This window comes from Chryseobacterium pyrolae, from assembly GCF_025153485.1.
GTDB classification, from domain to species: domain Bacteria; phylum Bacteroidota; class Bacteroidia; order Flavobacteriales; family Weeksellaceae; genus Chryseobacterium; species Chryseobacterium antibioticum.
The window spans coordinates 220,443-245,362 of record NZ_JANZQH010000001.1 but is presented as its reverse complement, the minus strand read 5'-3'; the positions used below and the strand labels follow the sequence as shown (position 1 = coordinate 245,362).

Sequence of the window (24,920 nt, the reverse complement as noted above, 5' to 3'; positions counted from 1 at the left end):
ATGCTGAAATTTTAAATAGTTCAACAAGCTTTTAACCACAAAAGATGCAAAAGTTTTTAACACTTAAGTTATTTTTAAGTTAAATACATAACGCATAAGAAGTACACTTAAGTTTTCCCAAAAATCTAAGATTTTTATTTATCATGATAAAAAATCTGTGTCATCTGAGAAATCTGCGGGAGATTAAAAAATTGAACCATTAAGGTTTTTTAAGTTTTTAAGAATATTAAGTAAAGCTTCGCTTTAAGAAGTATAGCTTAAAAAATCATTTGATTTCTCTTAACTATTCTTATCATCTTCACTGATCTTAATGGTTTAAAATTATTCAAATATCTATCTGGGTAAACATACCCCTACTCCGGAGGGCGAAAATTCAAAGAATTTTTGACGGGGTGGTTTATAAAACGGTTACAAAAAATATTAGCTTTGCAACAAACATCCATCCGTATGACCACCACAAAGATATTCACCTTTTTTAGCCTCCTGATCTGCTGTCTTTTTCAGGCTCAGACCTTACACCTGTATGGTGGTTCCAATCAGGATCAATATCTGGGCTGTTTAAACTGTGATACTTTTGATAAAAATTCAATCTGGAATACTTATGGTGATTATGGAAATGTATACAGCTCAAAATCCATATGGAACGGTTACGGAAACTATGGAAGTTCCTACAGTACCTATTCTCCGTGGAGCGATTATGCTTCATATCCGCCCGCTATTGTTGATCAGGGCGGGAACTTTTTCGGTTATCTGACTTTAAATACCTATAAAGCTGACAGATCAGAACTTGAATTGGCTCAGGTTTTATGTAAATATCATGACGATATAAAAAAAGATATTGGAGGATGGTATGGTAAGCTGTTTAGGTAAATCATAAGGGAACTGGGTTTGAGATCAAACATAATATGTAAAAAACTATGGCGCGTTTGACTGGCAGTCAAAAGGTCACGGGTTCGAATCCCGTATTCTCCACGTTAGGGAGAAATTTATATGATGTATTTTATTAAGCTTTTGTGAGTAGGTTATGTAGTGATATATAATACCACCCCGTCAAAAATTCTTTGAATTTTCGCCACCCCTCCGAAGTAGGGGAATTTTTTGTCCTTCAATTGCTATTCTTGTGAAGGATTTTGATTTCAGAAACTTTTATAATCTTACGTTTGGGACTAAGTGGACTAAAATCTTTTATGATTTGTGATTTTTAATGATTGAACAGCTTTTTAGAATTTAAAATTCTTAAGAAAGCTGTACCTGAAAATCTTCTCCAAGTGCAAGAACTCCTTCTGTTAAACTTTCAGTATGGGTGCTGAATCCTTTCAGTTTTGAAGTTTTCCCTTTTAAAACAAGATCCAGAAGCTGCTTATCAGAAAGTTTTTTTCCAAAAATATCAAAGGTGATTTTAAAACCACAGTTCTTGAAATCGGAACATCCTACAGCTGCTTTTCCTTTGATCAGGTGATGTTCTTTACATTTTGGACATTTGGTTTCTTCCCAGGATTGAAGTTCTTTTTTTACAGCAGGTTCACGTTTTTTCTTTTCTATAACCTCTTCTTTTTCTTCGTACAGTGTAATCACTTTTCCTTTTCCATCCACCACTTTTTTGGTGAGTTCCGTTACCATCTGAATCAGTTCTTCTTTAAACTGATTGGCTTCGTATTCCCCGCTTTCGATTTTACGGAGTTTTGATTCCCATTCTCCTGTTAATTCAGGGCTTTTCAGAAGTTCGTCCTCAATGGTATCGATCAGCTGAATTCCGGTTTGAGTCGCAATAAGGTTTTTCCTTTTCTTCTCAATATACTTCCTTTTGAAAAGGGTCTCGATGATATTGGCACGGGTTGACGGTCTTCCAATTCCGTTATTCTTAAGAAGTTCACGCAATTCCTCGTCTTCTACCTGCTTTCCGGCTGTTTCCATCGCTCTCAACAGCGTTGCTTCAGTGTATGGTTTTGGTGGTGTGGTTTTTCCCTGATGAATCATCGGATCGTGTGGTCCGGTTTCTCCAACTGTAAATTCAGGAATGGTCTGTTCTTCTTCCTTTTCTTTTTCTTTATCTGTAGATTCTTCTTTGGGTTCTTTGGCGTAAACCGCTCTCCATCCCGGTTCCAGAACCTGTCGTCCACTCGTTTTGAATGGAATGGTTCCTACTTTTCCTTCCACCAATGTATTGGAAATTTTACATTCAGGATAAAAAACAGAGATAAAACGTTTTGCAATAAGGTCATACACCAACTTTTCTTCCCTGCTCAGATTTTGAGAAGGTGGAACTTCAGTAGGAATAATTGCATGGTGATCGGTCACTTTTGCATCATCAAAAACGGCTTTTGATTTAGGAATAGGAGCTTCCAATAACGGGGAGATCAGATCCTGATAAAAATGCATTTTCCGAAGAATGCCTTCTATTTTCGGATACAGACTTTCGGATAGATAGGTGGTATCCACACGCGGATAAGTCACGTGCTTTTTTTCGTACAGACTTTGTATGTAATTTAAAGTGCTTTCTGCGGAGTAGCCATATTTTTTGTTGGCTTCCACCTGAAGGCCTGTCAAATCAAAAAGTCTCAGATTTTTTTCTTTGCCTTCTTTAATCTCAAAAGAGACAATCTCAAAAGAGTTCAGTTTAAGATATTCAAGTCCTTTTTCAGCGCGGTCTAAGGTTTTTAAACGGTCAATCGCTGCATTGAAAATAACATCACGATATTTGGTTTTGAGTTCCCAATATTCTTCGGTATTGAATGCATCGATTTCCTTTTGACGCTGAACCAACATAGCCAACGTAGGTGTTTGCACTCTTCCGATAGAAAGAACCGCTTTATTCCCTCCAAATTTCTTGGTAAATAATCTTGTTGCATTGATTCCCAACAGCCAGTCACCAATCGCTCTTGCATTTCCAGCCAGATACAGATTTTTATAATCTTCAGCCGGTTTCAGATTTTCAAAACCTTCTTTGATTGCTTCTTCCGTAAGGGACGAGATCCATAAACGCTGAACAGGTTTATTGCATTTTGCTTTCTGCAAAACCCATCGCTGGATCAGCTCTCCCTCCTGCCCGGCATCACCACAGTTAATAACCTCATCACATTCTTCCACTAATCTTTCAATGACTTTGAACTGGTTTTCAACGCCTTTATTGGGAATTAATTTGATCCCAAAATTAGCTGGAATGATAGGCAATAAAAATAAATTCCAGGACTTGTATTGAGGACCGTAGTCGTGAGGTTCTTTTAGGGTACAAAGATGTCCGAACGTCCATGTTACACAGTATCCATTCCCTTCCATATAGCCCTGTTTAGGCATTGTAGCACCTAATACTTTGGCGATATCTCTGGCAACACTGGGCTTTTCGGCAATACAAAGTTTCATGAATTTCGGAATTATTGAAGGGGGACAAAAGTCGGGATTTTTTTTGGATTTTGCTAATTTACTTCAGAGTTGTTGGCTCAGGAATGAGAGCCTAAAATAGGTATAAATAGGTTTGCTTAATAATTTAAGAATGTAAATCAAGTAAATAAATTGCTCGAATTCTTCTTAAGAGTGTAATGCCCGAAGTACTTACAAGGTTTTATTTTTCAACAACCGATGAATATTAACAAAACTTAAAACAAAATAATTCACTGAAAAACAACCAATTAAACATTCAAAAAAGAAAAAATACTAAAAAGTCTATTATTTTAGTGGACTAATAAAAATATATGTTCTATATTTGCAACCGTATTCAGGAAAAGAAAACAAAATGAAACAAGGATTTAAACATCAATCAGTGAAGAAACAGACCATCAAAACTATGATGATGTGCAACTGTATGCCTATGCATCAGAAATCCCGTGGCTGACCTTACTTTTATATCACATATTTCTAAAGGCCTTACCACGTTGTAGGGCCTTTTTATTTTAATACACATCACACAAAAAACATACAGAATGAGCACTTCTAAAAACAGCTGGCTGGTGCCGGTGGCATTTATCAATATTTACGTGATTTGGGGAATTACATTCCTCGCCATTTCATTTGGTCTGAAAGGGTTTCCTCCTTTTATTCTTTCCGGATTCCGTTTCCTGGCGGCAGGGCTTCTGATGATTGGCTGGCTGTTGGCTAAAGGTGAAAAAGCCAATTCTCTGATCAACTGGAAAAAGAATGCCATCACAGGAATACTTATTCTTACCGGCGGAACAGGCCTTGTTGCCTGGGGCGAGCAGTATGTATCGGCTTCTGAAGCTGCTATTGCCATTGCAACAGGTCCCTTCTGGTTCATTGCTATTGATAAGAAAAACTGGAAGTATTATTTTTCAGATAAATTCATTCCCATCGGTTTGATCATCGGTTTTGTAGGATTAATATTATTCCTGAACGGAAGCGTTTCCAGTGCACATCATACAGCGACAGACGGCAACCTTCGAATCACTGCATTCATTGTATTGGCATTAAGTTCTGTGGCCTGGGTTCTGGGATCTTTGTATTCAAAGAAAAACCCGGCTTCCCATTCAACGTTTATGAATATTGCACAGCAGCTTATCACAGCTGGGGTTGCTTCCTTTATTATTGCTTCCTTCAGACAAGAATGGCACGGTTTTTCATTCTCCAATGTTCCGGTATCGGCATGGGTGGGTGTGCTGTTCTTAGTATTTTTCGGATCGATCGTCGCTTATTTATCTTATATATGGCTGCTTTCTGTAAAACCCGCAGCTTTGGTGAGTACGCATACTTATATCAACCCTATTGTTACCGTATTCGCAGGCTGGATTATAGCAGGACAAACGATTAACGGAAGCCAGCTATACGGATTATCGGTCATATTATTGGGGGTACTTCTTACCAATGTAACCAAATATTTCAGGCTTTCGAAACGCTCGAAGGTGAAGATACGAAGACTGAAACGATTCGTCAATAAGACCGTGCGACCGTATCAGCCTATTTAAAATTAAAACTAGACATTAAAAATGATAGAAATCAAGAACATTTCAAAGACATTTCATCAGAAAAAGCAGTCCTTCAAAGCACTGGATCAGGTAAGCCTCAGTGTAGAAAAAGGAGATATTGTTGGAATCATCGGGTTTTCCGGCGCAGGGAAAAGTACATTGATCCGTACCGTGAATCTTCTGGAAAGACCTGATGAAGGCCAGATCATCATCAACGGCAGGGATTTCACTACGCTAAGTTCAAAACAACTGGCAGGTGAAAGAAAGAAAATAGGGATGATCTTCCAGCATTTTAACCTGCTTTCATCGAGAACTGTTTTTGACAATGTCGCGCTTTCACTGGAATTGGATCATGTCAGTAAAGATGAGATCAACAGAAAAGTCAATGAACTGCTGAAAATCGTAGGACTTGAAGACAAATCCAATGATTATCCAAGGAGTCTTTCGGGAGGGCAGAAACAGAGAGTAGCCATTGCCAGGGCATTAGCGAATGATCCTTATCTCCTTCTCTGCGACGAGGCTACCAGCGCACTGGATCCGGCCACTACACAATCTATCCTGCAGCTTTTAAGGGATATTAATCAAAGACTTGGCATTACCATTCTTCTCATCACCCACGAGATGGAAGTCATCAAAGCAGTCTGCAATCATGTGGCGGTTATAGACAAAGGCAAATTATTAGCAAAAGGAACATTAAGCGAGATCATCTCGGATAAAGAAAATCCGGTGATCAGACAATTTATAAATTCAGACATCATGACGATTCCTCAGGAACTCAATAAAAAACTACAGAAAGAGCCGCAAGACGGTTTATTTCCGCTGGTTGAAATAGAACTCAACGAAAATATAAGTGTTGAAAAATTGCTTTCAACGCTTTACGATCAATACAAAATACCTTACAGACTTCTGAAAGCCGATGTAGAATATCTGGGTGATTCCAATTTCGGAAAGCTGCTGCTTCACCTGCAGGGTGAAACTGAAGAAAACCAGAAAGCCATTTATTATTTTAATCAGAATAAAATTCAAAATACAGTAAAAGGATATGCTTAGTGATTCGGTAATTGCTCTTTTGGGAAAGGGACTTTGGGAAACAGTTTATATGACTTTTGTTTCGGGATTTTTTGGATTTGTTTTAGGTCTTCCGGTTGGAATTCTATTATTTTTAACAAGAAAAGGACAGCTGCTGGAAAATGCAGTGTATTACAGAGCGATCTCTATTCTGGTTAATATTTTCAGGTCTATTCCTTTTATTATTTTGATTGTCTGGATGATCCCTTTCACAAGAGTGATCATAGGCACTTCCATAGGAATGAATGCGGCTTTGGTTCCATTAAGTGTAGGAGCAGCTCCGTTTATCGCCAGACTAGTGGAGAATAGCCTTCTTGAGGTTCCGCATGGTTTGATTGAAACAGCAAGAGCTCTGGGGGCATCTCCTTTACAGATCATCCAGAAAGTATTGCTTCCTGAAGCTCTTCCATCATTGATCAACAATGCAGCTATTACTCTGATCACTTTAGTAGGTTATTCTGCAATGGGTGGAGCTCTGGGAGCCGGTGGATTAGGACAGATCGGGTATCAGTATGGCTATATTGGTTATGATGCGGTCATTATGAATGTAGTATTGGTGCTGTTGGTCGCATTGGTATTTATCATACAGTTTGCAGGGGACAAATTGGCAAAAAAGTTTGATCACAGGTAAGTCAAAGGACTCTAAATTTAATATAAATAACAAAAGGTGGCTTCGAGTGCTTCAGCCACCTTTTTAATGATAAAAAACTCTAATGAAAAAGATAAAAATTATAGCCTTTTTAACGGCCGGACTTCTCGTATTTAATGCATGTTCAGGAAAAAAAGACGATCCGAATCATATCGTGGTAGGAATTACCTACGGTCCGGAACTGGAAATTGCCGAAGCTGCTAAAAAGGTAGCCAAGGAAAAGTATAATCTTGATGTGGAACTGATTCCGTTCAATGATTATGTGGTTCCGAATGAAGCCTTGAATAACGGAGATATTGAAGCCAATGCTTTTCAGCATGTTCCTTATTTAAATGAACAATCAAAGCAGAGAGGCTATAAATTGGCTGTGGTAGGAAATACTTTTGTTTATCCTATTGTTGCCTATTCAAAGAAGATCAGAACAATCAGCCAACTTCAGAACGGAAGTACGGTAGTGATTCCCAATGATCCCACCAACGAGGGACGCTCTCTCCTTCTTCTTCAGAAAAACGGACTTTTAAAATTAAAAGAGGGAACCGGACTTCTTCCGAAAGTTACCGACATTATTGAGAATCCAAAACAGTTGAGAATCCTCGAAATCGAAGCTCCACAGCTTCCAAGAGTTCTGGACGACAAAGAAGTGGTTATTGCCATTATCAATAATAATTTTGCAGCACAGGCAGGACTAAATGCGGATAAACAAGGGGTATTCAGTGAAGATAAAGACTCACCTTATGTCAATGTTATCGTTGCCACGCATGACAATAAAAATTCCGCCAAAGTTAAAAACTTTGTAAAAGCTTACCAGTCTGATGAAGTGGCCAAAAAAGCGGAGGAGATCTTCAAAGGCGGTGCGGTGAAAGGATGGGAAGATCATGAGTAATGGGTAATGAGTAATAGGTGATGAGTAATAGGTGATGAGTTGTTGCGGGGTACGGAATTCGGGTTGTAAGTAGCAAGTCTCATTTTTTCAGATAAGAAGACGAAAATGGTGGCTTCAGGAGCTTCAGCCGCCAGATTTTTGTCCTTCATTCAATATTTCTATTTTCAATTCATATCTGAAATTTTCAAACTCCGACATACGAAGCAGCCAACTTAGGAATACGAAATCCGTACCTTGTAACTCTAAAACCACAAAACTCTCCAATCCTCAATCTCTACAACCCGATACTCAAACTTCACCACTTATTGATTAAAATACATTTTCTCAATTTGAGATAATAAAAATTTTACTTACTTTTGTTGTTAATCAATAAAAAGGCATTTTATGTTCAAGAAAACCGCCATTGTAAGTTTATTCACTTTTATTGCTGCTTCATATATGGCTCAGACTCATACTCAACCCGTTTATTTAGATGAATCGAAACCCGTAGAACAACGTATTCAGGATGCTCTTTCGAGAATGACCGTGGAAGAAAAAGTAGCTATGCTGCATGCACAGTCTAAGTTCAGTTCTCCAGGTGTTCCAAGACTGGGAATTCCTGAATTCTGGACCACAGACGGTCCTCACGGGGTACGTCCGGAAGTGATGTGGGACGAATGGGATCAGGCCGGATGGACGAATGACTCGATCATTGCCTACCCTGCCCTGACGGCGCTTTCTGCAACATGGAACAAAAAAATGTCATGGAATTACGGAAAAGCTCTGGGGGAAGAAGCCCGATACAGAAAAAAAGATATCCTCCTGGGACCTGGTGTTAATATCTACAGAACACCACTGAATGGAAGAAACTTCGAATATATGGGGGAAGACCCTTACTTAACTTCAAAAATGGTGGTTCCTTATATCAAAGGAGTACAATCCAATGGTGTAGCGACTTCCGTGAAGCATTTCGCTTTAAACAACCAGGAAATGTTCCGTCATACGAGCAATGTCAATATTGATGACAGAACGTTGTATGAGATCTATCTTCCGCCTTTCAAAGCGGCTGTGACTGAAGGGGATTCATGGACGATCATGGGCGCTTATGATATGTACAAAAACCAATACGCCAGCCAAAACCAATATCTTTTAAACGATATTCTGAAAAAAGAATGGGGCTACAAAGGGGTTGTCGTATCCGACTGGGGAGCGGTCAACAATACGGAACAGGCGATCCACAACGGATTGGATCTTGAATTCGGAAGCTGGACGAACGGACTTTCAGCCGGGACAAAAAATGCCTATGACAATTACTATTTAGCAAAACCATATTTAGATCTTATCAAAGCAGGAAAAGTAGGAACACAGGAACTTGACGATAAAGTAACCAGATTACTTCGTTTAGCTTACAAAACTACGATGAACAGGAACAAGCCTTTCGGGAATATTGCTTCTGAAGAACATAAAGCTGTGGCCAAAGAGATCGGGGAAGAAGGAATTGTATTGTTGAAAAATCAAGGAAACATACTTCCTATTGATATTAATAAAGCTAAAAAAATTGCCGTTATCGGTGAAAATGCTATCAAAATCATGACCGTTGGTGGTGGTTCTTCGTCTTTAAAAGTAAAATATGAAACCCTTCCATTAGACGGAATCAAATCCAGATTCGGAAAACAGGCTGATGTTCAGTATGCAAGAGGTTATGTAGGTGATATCGGTGGAGAATACAATGGGGTAAAATCCGGACAGAACTTAAAAGACGACCGATCTGCCACTGAATTACTCAACGAAGCTGTAGAATTGGCAAAAAAATCTGACTATGTAATTTTCGTAGGAGGATTGAATAAATCTGACTTCCAGGACAGTGAAGGCAACGACAGAAAAAGTTACGGACTTCCCTACAATCAGGACAATTTGATTTCTGCATTAGCAAAAGCGAATAAAAATCTTGCGGTTGTTCTGGTTTCCGGAAACGCGGTGGCTATGCCATGGATTAAAGAAGTTCCTTCTGTTGTACAGTCCTGGTATCTTGGTTCCGAGGCCGGAAATTCTATCGCTTCTGTATTGGCTGGTGATGCGAATCCTTCGGGAAAACTTCCGTTTACTTTTCCTGTGAAGCTGGAAGATAATTCAGCCCATCAGTTGGGTGAATATCCGGGACAAAAAGACGAACTGGCAGCCGGAAAAGGAAAGGACCAGAAAAACCCCATCAATATTACGTATAACGAAGGTGTTTTTGTAGGCTACCGTTGGCATGACACGAAAAAGATTAAACCCTTATTCAGTTTCGGACATGGATTGAGTTACACCACATTTGAGTTTGGAAAGGCTTCTGCTGATAAAACAGTAATATCCCAGGACGATAAGATCACATTCACCGTAACTGTAAAAAATACAGGGAAAAAAGCCGGTGCTGAAGTAGCGCAGTTATACATCAGTGATAATAAAGCTTCTGTACCACGTCCTGCCAAAGAACTTAAAGGTTTTGAAAAGGTCTATTTAAATCCGGGTGAGCAGAAGGAAGTGACTTTTACAATCGATAAAACAGCATTAAGCTATTTTGATGCAGATAAGCATGAATGGACGGCTGAGCCTGGAGATTTTGAGGCTCTGATTGGAAATTCTTCGGATGCGATTAAGACGAAGGTGAAGTTTACGTTGAAGTAATTATCATTAATCATAAAATTTTAAAAGCAGGTTCTACGGGATCTGCTTTTTTATTTAATCCGTAAAAACTATAAATTGATACTCAGTCAATCTCTGTTCACCATATTTTTCTAAAATCTTCTGCTCTACAGCCCATTTTAAATCCCTGCTGGCTGTAGGTGCTGAAATATTTTTAAAATACTGGAGATAATCTTTCCTACTAAACTTTTCGCCCTTTACTTTTTCCTTAAAAATCAATATCCTGTCTTTTGTATTTAAATTGGTATTCTGAGATTGCAAAACCTGTTGAAGAGCTTCTAAAATAATCCCCAGCATAAATTCAACAAAGGGAGTAGAATTTCCTTTTTTATCGGATTCTGAAAGCTTGTTATAATATTCCTTCTGATTTTTTTTAATAAGACTTTCTACCGGAAGATATTCAAATACCGGATACTGTTGCATCAGTATCACTGTCTGCCATAATCTTCCCATTCTTCCGTTACCATCCAAAAAGGGATGGATAAATTCAAACTCATAGTGAAAAACACAACTTTTTATTAGGATAAGTTCAGGATCGTTTTTCAGGTATTTGAAAAGATCATTCATCAGACCTTTTACCATTGTTCCAGATGGAGCAATATGTTCCACTTTAGAGCCTTTGACTATTCCTACATTAGAAGTCCTCAGTTTTCCAGCCTTATCTATCAGATCTTTCATTAAAACAGCATGAGCCTTTTCCAGATCTTTAATACTAGTAGGTTTAAACTGTTGTAAGCGGGCATACACTTCAATGGCATTCTGTACTTCCTGAATATCTTTTTGTGGGGCAATGATCCGCTTATTATCCAGTAATGCTGTGATCTGCTCTTCAGTCAGCGTATTCCCTTCAATTTCCAATGAAGACTGAATCGTTTTAATACGGTTTTTCTTACGTAGCTCCGTTGTCGGTTTATAAAGATGATGTGCATTAATTTCTCCAATCTTTTCAGAGATGGAAGCAACTAATGATAAGATTTTATCGGTAATGGTATAAGGTGGTTTCAAAACTTGATAGTATCATTTGATAGTATCAAAGATATAAAATCTTTTTTAATTATATTATACTACATAAAAAATGCCCGGATCTCTCCGGGCATCGCATAGCAAATTTACAAGGATTAAAAAATAGATATGCTAGTTGACATTCTCAAAATAATGGATCATTCCGCCTTCCGGAAGATGATATTTCTGTGTATTGATTTCTGACTCTCCATTTCCGCTGTTTTCTAAAAAAGAATGACTGAACAGAGCGTAAGATGGCTGCTCTGCAAATTCATTCTTCAGCATCTGATGTGCTTCCACTACTGTTTTACCATAAAGCTTTTTAAAATTTCCGATCGTATACTGTGAAAACTTTCCATAGTGTACAATGAACTTCAACGACATATCAATGGGTGTGCTGAGCTCCTTACTCAATTCTTTAATTTTCTGATTAAAAGCACTCCGCATTTTCCAAAGCATCGTTGAAATACTCTGATAGGAAGGTTTGTCATCATATCTGTAAAATAAAATGGCATCGCCTTCAATCTCAGAAATATCAAAATATTGATCGTTCATATCGATCAGTGTAGATAGTAGTTGTCTTACAATATATTCTCCTGTATAAAGTTTGGTATTGAACACAAATTCAGTAAACCCGCTGAAATCAGGAATAAGAATAATACCCTCATGTATATTTGTATTCTTCATAATGATTATAGTTTAAAAACCTGCTGCATCCTTATAGACGAAGCAGGTTTCATTTTACTTTATTGCCAGCCGCCACCAACCGCCCTGTACAGGGAAGTAATGGCATTTAAGCGTTGTGCTTTCAGGGAAGCCAGCTCCAGTTCTGCCTGAAGCTTATTGCTTTGCGCGATAATTACCTCCACATACGTCGCGGAATTGTATTTAAATAAAATATCAGCCTTCTTTACGGCTTCACCGGATTTCACCGCCAGTCCTTCCGCAATTTTCTGCTGTTCTTCCAGCTTCTGAATCTGTACCAGCGCATCAGAAACTTCACCAACCGCTTTTAATACGGACTGTTTGAAATTAATTTCAGCCTGATCTGCCAGCACTTTAGACTGCTCATACTGTGTTTTCAACTGTTTTCCGTTTAAAATAGGCTGTGCAATCATTCCTGCTGCCATTCCGAAAAGCGAACCTGGAACACTGAACCAGTGACTTGCCTGGAACGCATTCAAGCCACCCTGGGCTGTGATATTCAGGGAAGGATACATGCTCATTTTCGCTACATGAATCGCAGCGGCACTTTTCCGTACTTCAAGCTCTGCGCTTTTGATATCAGGCCGGTAGCTTAATAGTTCTGAAGGAATTCCTGCTGCAATCCTGTCCGGCGATTGTACATTATTCAGACTTGCACTTCTCTCAATCTTGTCAGGCATGGAACCCGTAAGCAAACTCAGTGCATTTTCCTGAATGGCGATAGAACTTTCAATGGCAGGAACCGTTTTTAAGATCTGATCTTTCACGATTTCCTGTTGCTGTACGGCAAGAGCGGTCGTTAAACCTAATTCCTGTTGCTTGGCTAAAAACTTCAATGTGGTATCAGAATATTCCAGATTGGATTTTGTGATCTGCAGTTGGGTATCCAGCATCAGCAAATTATAATATCCTTGTACCACTGAAGCCACCAGCTGAGTTTTCACAGCTTTTGCCGCTTCCTGGGTTTTAAGATATTCCGTCAGAGCCTGCTCTTTTCTTCCTTTGATCTTCCCCCAGATGTCAGCTTCCCATGAGATATTGACGGATGTAGTATAATCTTCCGTATATTTTCTTCCCATGAACTGCCCCGCCATCATCCCGTTCATACTGTTATCTGAAGGACGGCTGATACTTGCGTTCCCAACGGTTGCACTGATCGTGGGAACATTCCCCCACTTGCTCTGGTTATAAGCAAGGGAGGCATATTCTATCTGTTTTAAGGCCACAAGAAAATCATTATTCTGTGCAATGGCTTTATCAATGAGGTTGACAAGAACAGGATCTTTAAAGAAATCTTTGTAGCTGGTCTTTGCTATATTGTCCTGAGTTTCTGTAACGACACTGTCATTTCTGAAAGCTTTGGGCATTTTCACTTCAGGCTGTTCATATTTCTGAACTTTGCATGAAACGGCAACTCCTGAGATCAATGCGATATATGCTATATTTTTAATTGAATTCATTTTAATAATCATTTGGATTAATATTCCCAGTCAGCTTCTGTTATTACTTTTCCGCTCATTCTTTCATGTAAAGCCTGGAAGACTACAAAAAGTACCGGAACCACGAAAATTCCTAAAACGGTTCCGAAGATCATCCCTGAAACTGCGGCATATCCGATGGAATGGTTTCCTAACGCGGAAGGTCCTATCACAAATAATAATGGAAGAAGTCCTGCAATAAATGCTAATGACGTCATCAGAATCGGACGCAGACGGGCTTTGGCTCCTTCTACTGCGGAAGCAATAAGGCTTTTCCCTGCTCTTCTACGCTGAATGGCAAATTCCACAATTAGAATTCCGTTTTTCGCCAATAGACCGATCAGCATGACTAAAGCAATCTGCACGTAAATATTATTGGAAAGATCCGCCATCGTAATTCCTACAAATACTCCTGATAAACCTACAGGAATAGCAATCAGTACAGCAAATGGAAGGACATAACTTTCATACTGCGCCGATAAAAGAAAGAATACAAATACAATACACAACCCGAAGATCATCACCGACTGTGAGCCTGCACTTACTTCTTCACGGCTCATGCCTTTGTAATCGTAGGTATATCCCGGAGGAAGTACCTGCTTGCTTACCTCATCAATAGCCGCCATCGCCTGTCCCGTACTGAATCCCGGAGCCGGCATTACCGTTAAGTTGGAAGAGTTGAACAGATTGAAACGGTCTACCACTTCTGCTCCTGTCACCTGTTTCAGACTTACCAGAGTGTTGATAGGAACCATTTCGCCTGAATTATTTTTAACGAAAATACCATTCAGTGATTCTTTATCTTCTCTCATTTCCGGAGTAGACTGAACCAATACTCTGTAATATTTCCCGAATCTGTTGAAATCCGAAGACTGAATACTTCCGTAATAGCCCTGCATCACACCCAATACATCAGAAACATTCACCCCAAGCTGAGCTGCTTTCACTTCATCTACCAGTACTTCAAACTGAGGATAGGTTACATCAAACGTTGTAAATGCCACTGCTACCTCAGGTCTCTGCATCAAGGCACCCATCATTCCGTAGGAGATATTTCCAAGATTCTGAAGTTCGCCGTTCGTACGGTCCTGAAGCACAAGCTCCATCCCGCTGGTGTTTCCGAAACCATCTACCGTAGGCGTATTGATCACAAGGAAATTCGCTCTTTTATCCTGGGAAAGTGTTCCCTGAACCTGACCGATAATGTCATTGATATTACTTACATTTCCTCTTTCTTCTGTTTTTTTCAGTTTAACGAAAATAGAAGCCGCTGAAGATGACATCGATCCACTGAATAAGTTCAGCCCGTCTACAGAAATTACTTTTTCTACTGCCGGATTTTTCATTAATAAATCTTCCGTATCAGAAACTACTTTGGTAGTTCTGTCTTTCGAAGCTCCCGGCGCAAGATTGGCCGTTACGATGATAAAACTCTGGTCTTCATCAGGAATAAATCCTTTAGGCGTCGTCATAGACATCCATACAAACAGTCCTCCGAATCCAACGATGATGATCGCTGCTACCCATTTTCTCTTTAACAGGAACAGAATCGCTTTTCCGTAACGGAAGGTCAGTTTATTAAAACTAGCATTAAAACCGGCAAAGAAACGCTCCTTGAAATTCATTTTCTCATGGGTTTCGGGATGATGTTGTTTTAAAAATATCGCACACAAAGCCGGACTCAATGTCAATGCATTAATAGCTGAAATCACAATGGCAATCGCAAGCGTCAGAGCAAACTGCTGATAAAATAATCCAGTAGAACCACTCATAAAGGCTACCGGAACGAATACTGCAGACATAATCAAAGTAATCGAAACAATAGCTCCTGTAATTTCACTCATCGCCGACATGGTCGCAGCCCTTGGGTTAAGCTTTTTATGTTCCATTTTAGCATGGACCGCTTCCACGACGACAATGGCGTCATCCACCACAATACCAATGGCCAGTACCAGGGCAAACAACGTCAGAATATTAATAGAAAAACCAAACAAATTCATAAAGAAGAACGTTCCCACAATAGATACCGGAACTGCAATAGCCGGAATCAGCGTAGAACGGAAATCCTGCAGGAAGATATACACCACGATGAATACCAGAATAAATGCCTCAATCAAAGTATGGATTACCTGATCAATAGACTGATCCAGTGCTTCTTTTGTCGCATAAGGAATTTCATAGGCCATTCCTTCCGGGAAGGATTTTTCAAGCTCCTTCATTCTTTCCTGAAGGGCAATCTGTACTTCATTGGCATTAGATCCAGCCATCTGGAAAATCGCCATCGTTACCGAAGCTTTTTTGTTGAAATTGGAAGAAACCGTATAACTGTACGCTCCAAATTCAACTTTGGCAACATCTTTTAATTTTAAAACAGAACCATCGCTCAGTGCTTTAAGCGTAATATTTTCATACTGCTCAGGCTCTGTGAATTTTCCTTTATACCGAAGCACGTATTCCATTGCTTCTTTACTTCTTTCCCCGAATCTCCCCGGTGCTGCCTCAAGGTTCTGGGTCTGGATGGCCCTTGAAATATCAGAAGGTGTAAGACTATATGAAGTCAGTTTATTAGGATCAAGCCATACCCGCATAGAATAATCTTTGTTTCCGTAAACCATAGCATCTCCTACTCCTTTTACCCTTTTCAGGTCAGGAACGATGTTGATTTTCGCGTAGTTTTCAAGGAAAAGATCATCCATTGTACCATCTTTGCTGGTCAGTGAAACCATTGCGATCATACTGTTCTGTCTCTTCACCGTTGTAATTCCGGCCTGAATAACTTCTGCAGGAAGCTGATTCGTTACCTGCGCTACCCTGTTCTGCACGTTAATCGCAGCCTGATCGGGATCTGTACCCAGTTTAAAGATTACGGTAATACTTAAAGTACCGTCATTACTGGCCGTAGACGTAATATAGTCCATATTTTCCACCCCGTTGATGGCATTTTCCAAAGGCGGTGCTACAGATCTCGCGATTGTTTCCGCATTGGCTCCCGGATAGGCAGCTGTTACCATTACGGTAGGCGGTGCGATATCAGGAAATTTCGTGATCGGCAGACTGACCATACCGACGATACCCAGAATAACAAGCAACACGGAGATAACCGTTGCCAGTACAGGTCTTTTTATAATTGTCTTTAACATGATTTTTTCTTACGATTTTTTCGGTTGAGCATTCTTCTTCTGAGCGACTACCGGAGTTCCCGGCTGTAATCTGTCGAACCCTGTTACAATGTACTCATCACCGGCTTTTAACCCTTTTGATACGATGAAATTATCGCCTGCTTTTCCTGTTACTTCCACCGGAATCATGGCTGCTTTTCCTCCTTTAATAGTGAACACGAAGATCTTATCCTGAATGGTTCTTGTAGAAGCTATAGGAAGAAGCACTACATTGCTGTAAAACTGTTCCATGACAATTTTCCCGGTATTACCGCTTCTTAAAAGGTTGTCCGGATTGGTGAATTTTGCTCTTAAAGTGATGGAACCTGTGGTTTTGTTGAACTGTCCTTCCACCGCATCAATTTTTCCGGTCTGTGCGTATTTTTCACCTCCGGAAAGCAACAGGGAAACGGCTGGTGTATTTTTGATGATCTCATTGATATTACTTCCTGCCTGCTGTCTTTGGAAACTATTGAAATCATTTTCACTCATACTGAAATAGGTATAAACCTCATGAATGTCTGATAAAAGCGTGATCGGCTCCTGATTGGAAGGCGTCATTAAGCTTCCCAGACGGTAATTGAACCTTCCGATAAATCCGCTTACCGGAGCTTTGATCGTAGAAAAATTAAGATTGATCTTTGCTGATTCAATCGCAGACACCGACTGACTTACAGTTCCTCTTGCTGCGTTGTAAGCTGCTTCCGCTTCTTTCACCTGGATGTCAGAAACCATTTTGTTTCTTAGTAATTCTTTTTTTCTATCCAAATCAATTTTAGAAGTGGAAAGATTGGCCTGGGCTGTGATCAGGGCTGCCTGGGCACTTTTCATCTGCTCGCGGAAGATCTGGTCTTCTATTTTAAATAGTGCTTGACCTGCTCTTACGTAATCTCCTTCATCTACGAAGATTTTACTTAAATATCCTGTAACCTGCGGTCTGATCTCTACATTGGAGATTCCTTCCACTGATGCTGCATATTCTCTGGAAACAGAAGCGTCTCCCTGCTTCACTTTTTCTACGGGAAGTTCAGGAGCCTGCTGTTGGAAAGCCTGGTTTTGATTGTTTTTCCTGCATCCCGCCAAGACGATCAGTGAGAGGAAAAGTATAGTTGATTTTTGAATAAAAAATCTTTGCATAACAATATTCCTTTTAAATTTACGGGGCAAAATTCGCCCTAAAAAAATTCAATCGAAATACTCAAAAAACTCCTTATTTTGTCAAAAAGACTCCTTATTTTTTTAAACATGAGAAATATCATTAAATCCCTTTAATAGAATATATAAATAATATAATTCTACTTTTCGCATCAAAAAACAGTCATAATTTAGCAAAAAGACATCAGTTCTTTAAATACAAAAACATAAAGCGCTGATTATCAATATAAATCATCTTTCTTGTATTCTAAGGGTGATTTCCCGACATGCTTTTTAAAAAATTTACTGAAAGACGCCTGATCAGAAAACTTCAACTGTACGGCTACATTGTTGACATTAAGGTTCGGATTTCTGAGAAGAAGCCTGGCTTCTACCGCTAATACCTGATGGATGATATCCCGCGGTGACTTAAACATCGTTTTATTGATCACTTTGGTCAGATATTTACGGCTAATGCACAGTTTATCCGCATAGAACTGTACATTATGTTCGTCTTTGAAATGTTCCCGGACCAGGGTAAAAAAACTGGTCGTCAGTTCATCTTCGCGGTGGGTCACCTGATGGGGCTTTTCAATCTTTTTAAAATAATTGTCAATTTCATAGATCACCAGTGAAAAGTGATGCCAGATCATTTCATTGAAGTAATAATCTTCTTTCTCCGCATTGTTAAGGGCCTTTAGCTCATCAAGGTGGAAATTCACCCTTCTGTAAAGATCAGGTTCATTTCTGATAATATGGGTAGGATCTGCTGAAAGGCTTTTCAGGACATCATTCGATTTATAATTAAATCCGGCATCAGAAATAAAATCCAGGGAAAAGAAGATATATTTTGCTCTGTAATCCTCTGAGATCATATCTACCCAGAATATTTCTGAAAAAGGACAGAAAATAACATCACCTTTCGATACATCATAGCTTTTGTCATCAAGTCTGAAACGGATGCTTCCCTGTTGGACCATAAAAATGCAGAAATAATCTGAACGGTAAGGGATATTAAGCTTTATGCCATAATTAGCCTTATCGATTTCCATGACCACAAATTCTTTCACTCTGAGATCAAACTCTACCTCCTGAAGAAGCTCTTCAAAAGTAAATACGGATACAAATTCTGAGGGGTTTGTGGTAGACTTTTTAGCCATAGGAAGTGAATTAGGATACGAAATTAGGGTATTTGGATGAAAAGTACAAAACCCGGATGAGCTCAAAGACAGAAGAGAAAACGGTTCTGCCTTTTACAGTTCAATCATCAGCTCTTTTTCATAACCGTTGTATTTTTCGTCGATATAACCGTGAGGATTGCAGATAATTTCGGTTTCCCCAATGGTATATCTGCATGGGGTATGGATATGTCCATGAATCCAGTATAACGGCTGATGCTCTGTAATAAAATCTTCCATATCGGAAGCGTAAGCAGCAGTCAGGGGATCTTCTTTATACTGCTGGGGAACAGACTGGATACTTGGCGCATGATGGGTAACGACAATATTCTTTAAGCCTACAGAGTTTTCCAGACTTTCTTTTAACCATAGCTTTGAAAACTGATGAATTTTAAAGGTATCAATGGTCCTCATTTTTGAATAGGAAGGATCTCGTCTGATCATTTTATAATCATTCATTTTTGGCTGACAGATCATTCCGTAATGCAAAGGATTTCCGAAAATAGAAAAATCCGTCCACAGTGTGGCACCATGAAATCTGATTCCGTCAATATCCACGGAATCATTTTCGAGAACAAAGACATTTGATCCTTCAGAGGCCTGTTTGATTTTATTTAATGTTTTAGGATAAGAACCTTTATAATATTCATGGTTTCCCAGAACATACACGACAGGTTTGTCCTTAATTTTTGACTTGATCCATTCAATTCCTTTTGTTCCCAGATTAATATCTCCGGCCAACACGACAACATCTGCATGATCAAAAAATAAATCAGTCGATCCGAATTCCCGATGAAGGTCGCTGATGATCTGTATTTTCATTCCGCTAAAATAAAAAGAACCGACAAAATAATGCCGATCCTCTTTCATATAGTTTGTATAATTTTAATAAAAACTGATCTTATCAGTACATATTTATATAAGTAAATAACTATTATAATTTATATGTTCTTTTGTCTTGAAACAAAATGAACCAAAAATTGTCTCCATAAAGTCGACGAATATTATTTCAAGACTGGAATCTTTCGCTAAAAATTAAAACTTGCTCCTAAAATCCCCAAACTCGTGCGGATTCATTGTTACCGCTTCGGTTCAATATTCTTCCCGTACTCAAACAGTGGGAATTTTTTAACGAATCAAATTATAATTTTCTTAACGCTAGAGCTCCCTAGGCCATCATTAACGGACTACAATACTAAAGAAAACAGTTATTTCACATATTTCTATTACAGCTTAATCAACGGCAGAGCCGTTTTCTTTGCTCTCCTCAAATAGAAAGGAATAATAATTTCTTTGCGTTAAAATAATGGGTTATACATAATTTTTTCATGAAATTGCTATTTCTTCTTGTCTGGTTTTTAAGCTTTTAACAATAAAATAAAGCAGCATTCCAAGGGCCAGCAAAGCGTATCCAACCAGGATGATCAGACTTAAATCTCCAACCGCGTATTGAGAAGGAAAGATCTGGCTCATCAAAGTCATGAACGACAACCCAATTCCGGCTCCGAGGAAATAGCTGGTAGAGCTTAAACTGGAGGCCACCCCGTAATGCGAAGGTTCTACATCCTGAATTCCCATCACTGAAAGCGCCGTAAAACAAAACGTCATTCCTATTCCTGAAATACATGCCGCTCCCAACAGTACAACGGCCAATGGATGTCCTGTGTAAACTGAAATCAGTAGAGATAAAGCACCTGCCAGCATAAAACTCCATCCGAAAACGCCCATCTGGGAAGAACTTAATCGTTTAGAAATATGGGGCAGCACAAATTTTGAAGCCAATGCAGACATGATACTAAATGGCACCAGCATAAGTCCCGCAGATGCAGCGCTGTGTCCCATGTCTTTTTGAAGCATTAAGGAAATAAGGAATAAAAATCCTATAAAAAATGCCCCTAATGTAAAAAACACGACATTAGAAACCACCAATGATCGGTGTTTAAGCAATTGCAAATCGATCAAAGGTTGGGATACAGATTTTAACCTCAGAAATACAGCCACCAAAAGCAAAACAGAAAGCACCAGGGAACCTATAATCATGAAAGGATTTTCTTTAATATGAACCAGCTCGTGTGTTCCGTACGTAAGGCTTAAAAGTCCTAATACAAGCAACATTCCAGATACAAGATCTGTTTTCTGCCCGGTCTCTCTTTTTTCGTCTGCAGGCAAAAATTGATAGGCAAAAATTAAAGTCAATAACAATATGGGAACATTGATGAGGAAAACCCAGTGCCAGCTTAGGTAGGTACTGATAATTCCTCCTACCGACAAACCACTTCCGGAGCCTATCGCTGCGAATGAACTGAAAATCCCAATAGCGTAGTTACGCTCCTGCTCCTCTCTGAAGGTATTGGTCACAATAGATAATGCAGAAGGCATAATGAATGCCGCTCCCAATCCCTGAAGGGCACGGAATATGGCCAAAACTTCAAAGCTCGGCGAAAGTCCTGCTCCTAATGATGTCAGCATAAAAATCAAAGCTCCAATAAGGAATATCTTCTTACGCCCGATCTGATCGGAAAGTTTCCCACCAATGATCAGAAAGCCTCCGAAAAACAGGACATAAAGGGTTTGCAACCACTGTACAGTCTCTGCTCCGATATGAAACTGTTCCTGAATAGAAGGAATCGTTAAATTAATAATGGCAATATCCAAAGCCTCTACAAAAGTTCCTACCGATGCTAATATTAATATTAAATTTTTCCTTGTACTCATAGATTCAAATTTCCTGCAAAATTAATTTTAAAAGAACATATTTGAAAATAATATGGTAAATTTGGAACAAATAAACTATTTAAGTTATTAAAAAAGAACAAAACTACTATCACACTCCTTAACAAGTCTAAAAACAGAACAAATGACTGCAGAACAATATACCCCCGACGAAAAAGACCTTTCTATCCTCCGTTTGCTACAGAAGGATGCCAAAATGAGTGTGCGTGATATTTCCGCCAGGATCAATTTAAGCCCCACTCCTACCCATGAACGGATCAAACGGATGGAGAAACTGGGAATTATCAAAGAATACACCGCAGTAGTAGACCGTAAAAAGGTAAATAAGGGCATGATGGTCATCTGTATGATTGCCCTGAATGTCCACAATAAAAAAACAGCAGGGAAATTTATCGAAGAGGTAGGAAAACTCAAAGAGGTTGTAGAATTTTACAACATTAGCGGGGATTTTGATTTTATGTTGAAGATCCTGGCTCCGAATATGGATGACTTCCATGAGTTTTTCGTCAATAAGCTTTCTGAAATTGAAGGTATTGGGCAGACGAAGAGTATTTTCGTGATGAACAGTATTAAGGAAAGTGCGCAGATTTTGTAGGAGTTTGAAGAGGGAAGCGAGAAGATGGGAGATGGAAGTTACTTTCAGTCTGTAAATGGATTTCTGGTCTTTACCGAATTCAGATTAACTTGATGAAACTTTAAATTCAATGAAAACGGGATTAATTGTTCTTTCTTCTTTCAGTAACTCCCATCCTCCCGCTTCCTTTCTTTTAAGAATCTTTTAATATTTTAATTTTCTCGTTCTGTTCCGGATTGAGTAACTTGAAGTCACATTTAAAATTACAGAATATGCCTTGGAATCCCGACGTTTATAACCAATTTAAAAACATCCGTTTTAAGCCGTTTTATGATCTCGCTGAGCTGATCACCGATGAAAAAGCAATGAAAGCAGTGGATCTTGGCTGCGGAACAGGCGAACAGACCGCCATTCTTACTGAAAAATTTCAAGATGCTGTTTTTACTGGGATTGACTCTTCTCCCGAAATGCTTGAAAAATCCAAAGCGTTGGAAAATGAGCGTCTCCATTTTAAAATTGCTACAACCGAGGCGATGCTTGACACTGATGAAAACTGGGATCTCATCTTTAGTAATGCTGCCCTTCAATGGTCTGATAATCATCAGGACCTTTTTCCTAAACTTATTGCTAAGCTGAATACCAACGGACAATTCGCTGTACAGATGCCTTATCAACCGGGCAACACCCTGAATAAGATTCTTTTTGAACTTGCGGATGAAGAGCCTTTCCGAACCCAGCTCAACGGCTGGAACCGTCCTTCTGCAGTATTGACGATTGACGAATATGCCCAGATTTTATTTGACAGTGGGCTTGAAGATCTGAATTTATCACAGAAGGTCTATCCTATCATTGCAGAGGACCATGAAACTTTATTCAACTTTATCTCAGGATCGGCTTTGATTCCTTATCTGGAAAAACTTGACGAAGAACAACAGAAAGTGTTCACGGCAGAATTTAAACTGCGTATTGCAAAGGACTTTTCAAAACTTCCTGCTATTTACGCTTTTAAAAGAATTTTACTTTACGGAAGGAAAAAATAAAAAAGTCCTGCATTATGGACTGCCCCCAAAAAGTTAGACACTTTTTTGAACCTTTTTTACCCGGTTATTATTTCCAGTAATTCCAAACCGTTCCGTCAAAAACAGCGAAAGTTTTGCTAGCTGTATCATAACAGATCATTCCGGGATACGGATTTTTTACATTGAGGTGTGGCGAAGATATTTTAGGAAGAACCATAGCCTTATCCGGCGATTCCAAAACGAGTATACCATCGGCACTTCCTGCGGGAGTACCAATCACGACTCCATTACCAGTTTCATCGGAACTGTTAGCTACCACTGCCGAACCATTCCCCGTATCGCTAAGTGCTTTCCAGGTATTATTTTCGTAGACTTTTATTTTATCATCTGAGGTATCAAAAATAAAGGTTCCGTTTGCAGGAATCCCTGTAGGAATCCCCTGAGTGGCGGGAAGAATAAGACCTTTTGTATTAGAAGGTGTATTATTAAAATCCAGCACTGTGCTTCTGCCATCAACCGTTTCTTTTTCTATAGCCACCTGAGCATAAAAAGTATTAAAAACGACCAATGTCAGAGCTATAATTATGTTTTTTATATGTTTCATTTTATGTACAAATTAGGTTAATCATTACAGCTTCTTTCGATACATTTCCATTGGGTTCCGTTATACAGTTTTACACAACGGTCCTGGATGTCATACACAATCATTCCTTCTTTTGGCTCTGCAACAGCATCTCCGGGCTGAGGTGCCTGACTTACATGAGACACTCTTGTAATTACGAAACCTTTTGTTTTGGATTCCAATGCAAGGAAACCGTTTGGAATATTTTCAGGCCAGCTACTGGTTTTCTGTTGTATCGTGATCCCCATTTTGGTATAACCATCGGGTGTTCCTGAAATCCCAGGTTTGGTACAATAATCATCCAATTCATGAACGACCTCATCAGCGAAACCACAGGCAAATTTATCGTCGGGAAGACCGGAAGGCCATAAAGCAGGACACATAGCCTGTGTAGCGTTAGGCCCACAGAAACTGGCATTTCCGGGAGCCAGCCCTGTTACGGTATCCATGGCAATGGCAATAATCTGGCTGTCATTGCTGAGTACAGAAGTTCCCCCGCCGTTCACCTGTGCTTTGGCAATACAATACGCCTTTCCCAAAGGAGCTCCGACATAGTTTATAAAAGGATAAGTGATAGACTGCTGACTGAAAGTTCCGCATATTTCCACCACACTGTAGGTTCCCATATCAATGGTTGACATTGCCCCGGGAAATACTCCCATGAATGAAGGATCTCCCTGAGAAACTGATCCGGTAAGGGAAAGGTATGCTTTGGTTCCAAGTTTCACTTTTGAGTTCTTCTGACTTCCGAAAACACCAATGATGATGGAACCCTCTGATTTTACGCTCCCCGTATCCCCAATCTCCAGATTACCATTCACGGTAATACCTTTTACAATAAGTGACCCACCCGGCTGAATGATCAGAAGGGCATCCTGCGGAATGGTAATATCATTAACCAAAGTAAGGTTTCCGGTAAGACAATACGTTTCTCCAGGATTCATGGCCTGGCCCGTGTAAGCTGTGCATTGCGCATTGGCAATACCATAAAAAAAAGCCATTAACAAGAAAATCAATTTCTCATTAATGACGCCAAAATTTAGATTATTCATATGACTTTATAATAAATTAATGTTTTTTACATAATTTAATGTATTAAAAATTAAATTTTACGTTAGCTCTCCAGTGAACAATTTATGT

Annotated in this window: 19 protein-coding genes and 1 tRNA gene; 9 read left to right on the top strand and 11 right to left on the bottom strand. The window is 39.3% G+C overall.

Annotation, left to right across the window (positions count from 1 at the left end; all coding sequences use genetic code 11):
* Positions 1 to 447: 447 nt before the first annotated feature.
* Entirely contained in the window at positions 448 to 870 is a 423-nt protein-coding gene (locus tag NZD88_RS01080; protein ID WP_259826742.1) for a hypothetical protein, read from the top strand.
* Positions 841 to 972: transfer RNA gene (locus tag NZD88_RS01075), tRNA-OTHER, on the top strand. Before NZD88_RS01080 ends, NZD88_RS01075 begins: the two co-directional genes overlap by 30 nt.
* Before the next feature lie 264 nt (positions 973 to 1,236).
* Here the strand turns inward: NZD88_RS01075 and NZD88_RS01070 are convergent.
* Positions 1,237 to 3,360, bottom strand: coding sequence for a type IA DNA topoisomerase (locus NZD88_RS01070; RefSeq protein WP_259826740.1), 2,124 nt, complete (start codon positions 3,358 to 3,360; stop codon positions 1,237 to 1,239).
* Between the two features lie 557 nt (positions 3,361 to 3,917).
* On the opposite strand from NZD88_RS01070, the gene NZD88_RS01065 reads away from it, so the two are divergent.
* The 5 genes from NZD88_RS01065 (at position 3,918) to NZD88_RS01045 (ending at position 10,159) form a co-directional block, all read left to right on the top strand.
* Positions 3,918 to 4,913, top strand: coding sequence for an EamA family transporter (locus tag NZD88_RS01065; protein WP_259826739.1), 996 nt, complete (start codon positions 3,918 to 3,920; stop codon positions 4,911 to 4,913).
* Between the two features lie 21 nt (positions 4,914 to 4,934).
* Positions 4,935 to 5,963 carry a methionine ABC transporter ATP-binding protein gene (locus NZD88_RS01060; RefSeq protein ID WP_259826738.1) on the top strand — a complete coding sequence of 343 codons (1,029 nt, stop codon included), beginning with the start codon at positions 4,935 to 4,937 and terminating at the stop codon, positions 5,961 to 5,963.
* A complete protein-coding gene (metI, locus tag NZD88_RS01055; RefSeq protein WP_259826737.1) occupies positions 5,956 to 6,612 on the top strand; it encodes a methionine ABC transporter permease MetI in 657 nt (218 codons plus the stop codon). The genes NZD88_RS01060 and metI overlap by 8 nt, the downstream gene beginning before the upstream one ends.
* Positions 6,613 to 6,694: 82 nt before the next feature.
* On the top strand, positions 6,695 to 7,513 hold the full coding sequence (gene metQ, locus NZD88_RS01050; protein ID WP_259826736.1) for a methionine ABC transporter substrate-binding lipoprotein MetQ: 819 nt from the start codon (positions 6,695 to 6,697) through the stop codon (positions 7,511 to 7,513).
* Positions 7,514 to 7,897: 384 nt separating this feature from the next.
* Entirely contained in the window at positions 7,898 to 10,159 is a 2,262-nt protein-coding gene (locus NZD88_RS01045; RefSeq protein ID WP_259826735.1) for a glycoside hydrolase family 3 C-terminal domain-containing protein, read from the top strand.
* A 54-nt stretch (positions 10,160 to 10,213) separates the two neighbouring features.
* Here NZD88_RS01045 and NZD88_RS01040 read toward each other — a convergent pair whose 3' ends face one another.
* The 8 genes from NZD88_RS01040 to NZD88_RS01005 all read right to left on the bottom strand — a co-directional run bounded on the left by NZD88_RS01040 (position 10,214) and on the right by NZD88_RS01005 (position 21,547).
* Complete coding sequence (locus NZD88_RS01040; protein ID WP_259826734.1) at positions 10,214 to 11,182, bottom strand: Fic family protein; 969 nt, start codon at positions 11,180 to 11,182, stop codon at positions 10,214 to 10,216.
* 129 nt (positions 11,183 to 11,311) lie between these two features.
* Positions 11,312 to 11,866 carry a DUF2652 domain-containing protein gene (locus tag NZD88_RS01035; protein WP_259826733.1) on the bottom strand — a complete coding sequence of 185 codons (555 nt, stop codon included), beginning with the start codon at positions 11,864 to 11,866 and terminating at the stop codon, positions 11,312 to 11,314.
* A 59-nt stretch (positions 11,867 to 11,925) separates the two neighbouring features.
* Positions 11,926 to 13,344, bottom strand: a complete 1,419-nt coding sequence (locus tag NZD88_RS01030; protein WP_259826732.1) for an efflux transporter outer membrane subunit — start codon at positions 13,342 to 13,344, stop codon at positions 11,926 to 11,928.
* Between the two features lie 17 nt (positions 13,345 to 13,361).
* Positions 13,362 to 16,502: an efflux RND transporter permease subunit gene (locus NZD88_RS01025; protein WP_259826731.1), complete on the bottom strand. Its 3,141-nt coding sequence runs from the start codon at positions 16,500 to 16,502 to the stop codon at positions 13,362 to 13,364.
* Positions 16,503 to 16,511: 9 nt separating this feature from the next.
* Entirely contained in the window at positions 16,512 to 17,657 is a 1,146-nt protein-coding gene (locus NZD88_RS01020) for an efflux RND transporter periplasmic adaptor subunit (RefSeq protein ID WP_259826730.1), read from the bottom strand.
* A 239-nt stretch (positions 17,658 to 17,896) separates the two neighbouring features.
* Positions 17,897 to 18,814 carry a helix-turn-helix domain-containing protein gene (locus NZD88_RS01015; RefSeq protein ID WP_259826729.1) on the bottom strand — a complete coding sequence of 306 codons (918 nt, stop codon included), beginning with the start codon at positions 18,812 to 18,814 and terminating at the stop codon, positions 17,897 to 17,899.
* 93 nt (positions 18,815 to 18,907) lie between these two features.
* Positions 18,908 to 19,702, bottom strand: a complete 795-nt coding sequence (locus NZD88_RS01010; protein ID WP_259826728.1) for a metallophosphoesterase — start codon at positions 19,700 to 19,702, stop codon at positions 18,908 to 18,910.
* 456 nt (positions 19,703 to 20,158) lie between these two features.
* Positions 20,159 to 21,547 (bottom strand): MFS transporter, encoded by a 1,389-nt coding sequence (locus tag NZD88_RS01005; RefSeq protein WP_259826727.1) that lies wholly within the window; start codon positions 21,545 to 21,547, stop codon positions 20,159 to 20,161.
* A 142-nt stretch (positions 21,548 to 21,689) separates the two neighbouring features.
* Between NZD88_RS01005 and NZD88_RS01000 the strand changes: the two genes are divergently transcribed.
* Positions 21,690 to 22,160, top strand: a complete 471-nt coding sequence (locus tag NZD88_RS01000) for an Lrp/AsnC family transcriptional regulator (protein WP_259826726.1) — start codon at positions 21,690 to 21,692, stop codon at positions 22,158 to 22,160.
* 251 nt (positions 22,161 to 22,411) lie between these two features.
* Entirely contained in the window at positions 22,412 to 23,179 is a 768-nt protein-coding gene (locus tag NZD88_RS00995) for a methyltransferase domain-containing protein (RefSeq protein ID WP_259826725.1), read from the top strand.
* A gap of 67 nt (positions 23,180 to 23,246) precedes the next feature.
* On the opposite strand, the gene NZD88_RS00990 is transcribed toward NZD88_RS00995, so the two are convergent.
* Together NZD88_RS00990 and NZD88_RS00985 are read right to left on the bottom strand one after the other, a co-directional pair.
* Complete coding sequence (locus NZD88_RS00990) at positions 23,247 to 23,762, bottom strand: hypothetical protein (protein WP_259826724.1); 516 nt, start codon at positions 23,760 to 23,762, stop codon at positions 23,247 to 23,249.
* Positions 23,763 to 23,779: 17 nt separating this feature from the next.
* A complete protein-coding gene (locus NZD88_RS00985; RefSeq protein ID WP_259826723.1) occupies positions 23,780 to 24,781 on the bottom strand; it encodes a hypothetical protein in 1,002 nt (333 codons plus the stop codon).
* Between the last annotated feature and the right edge of the window lie 139 nt (positions 24,782 to 24,920).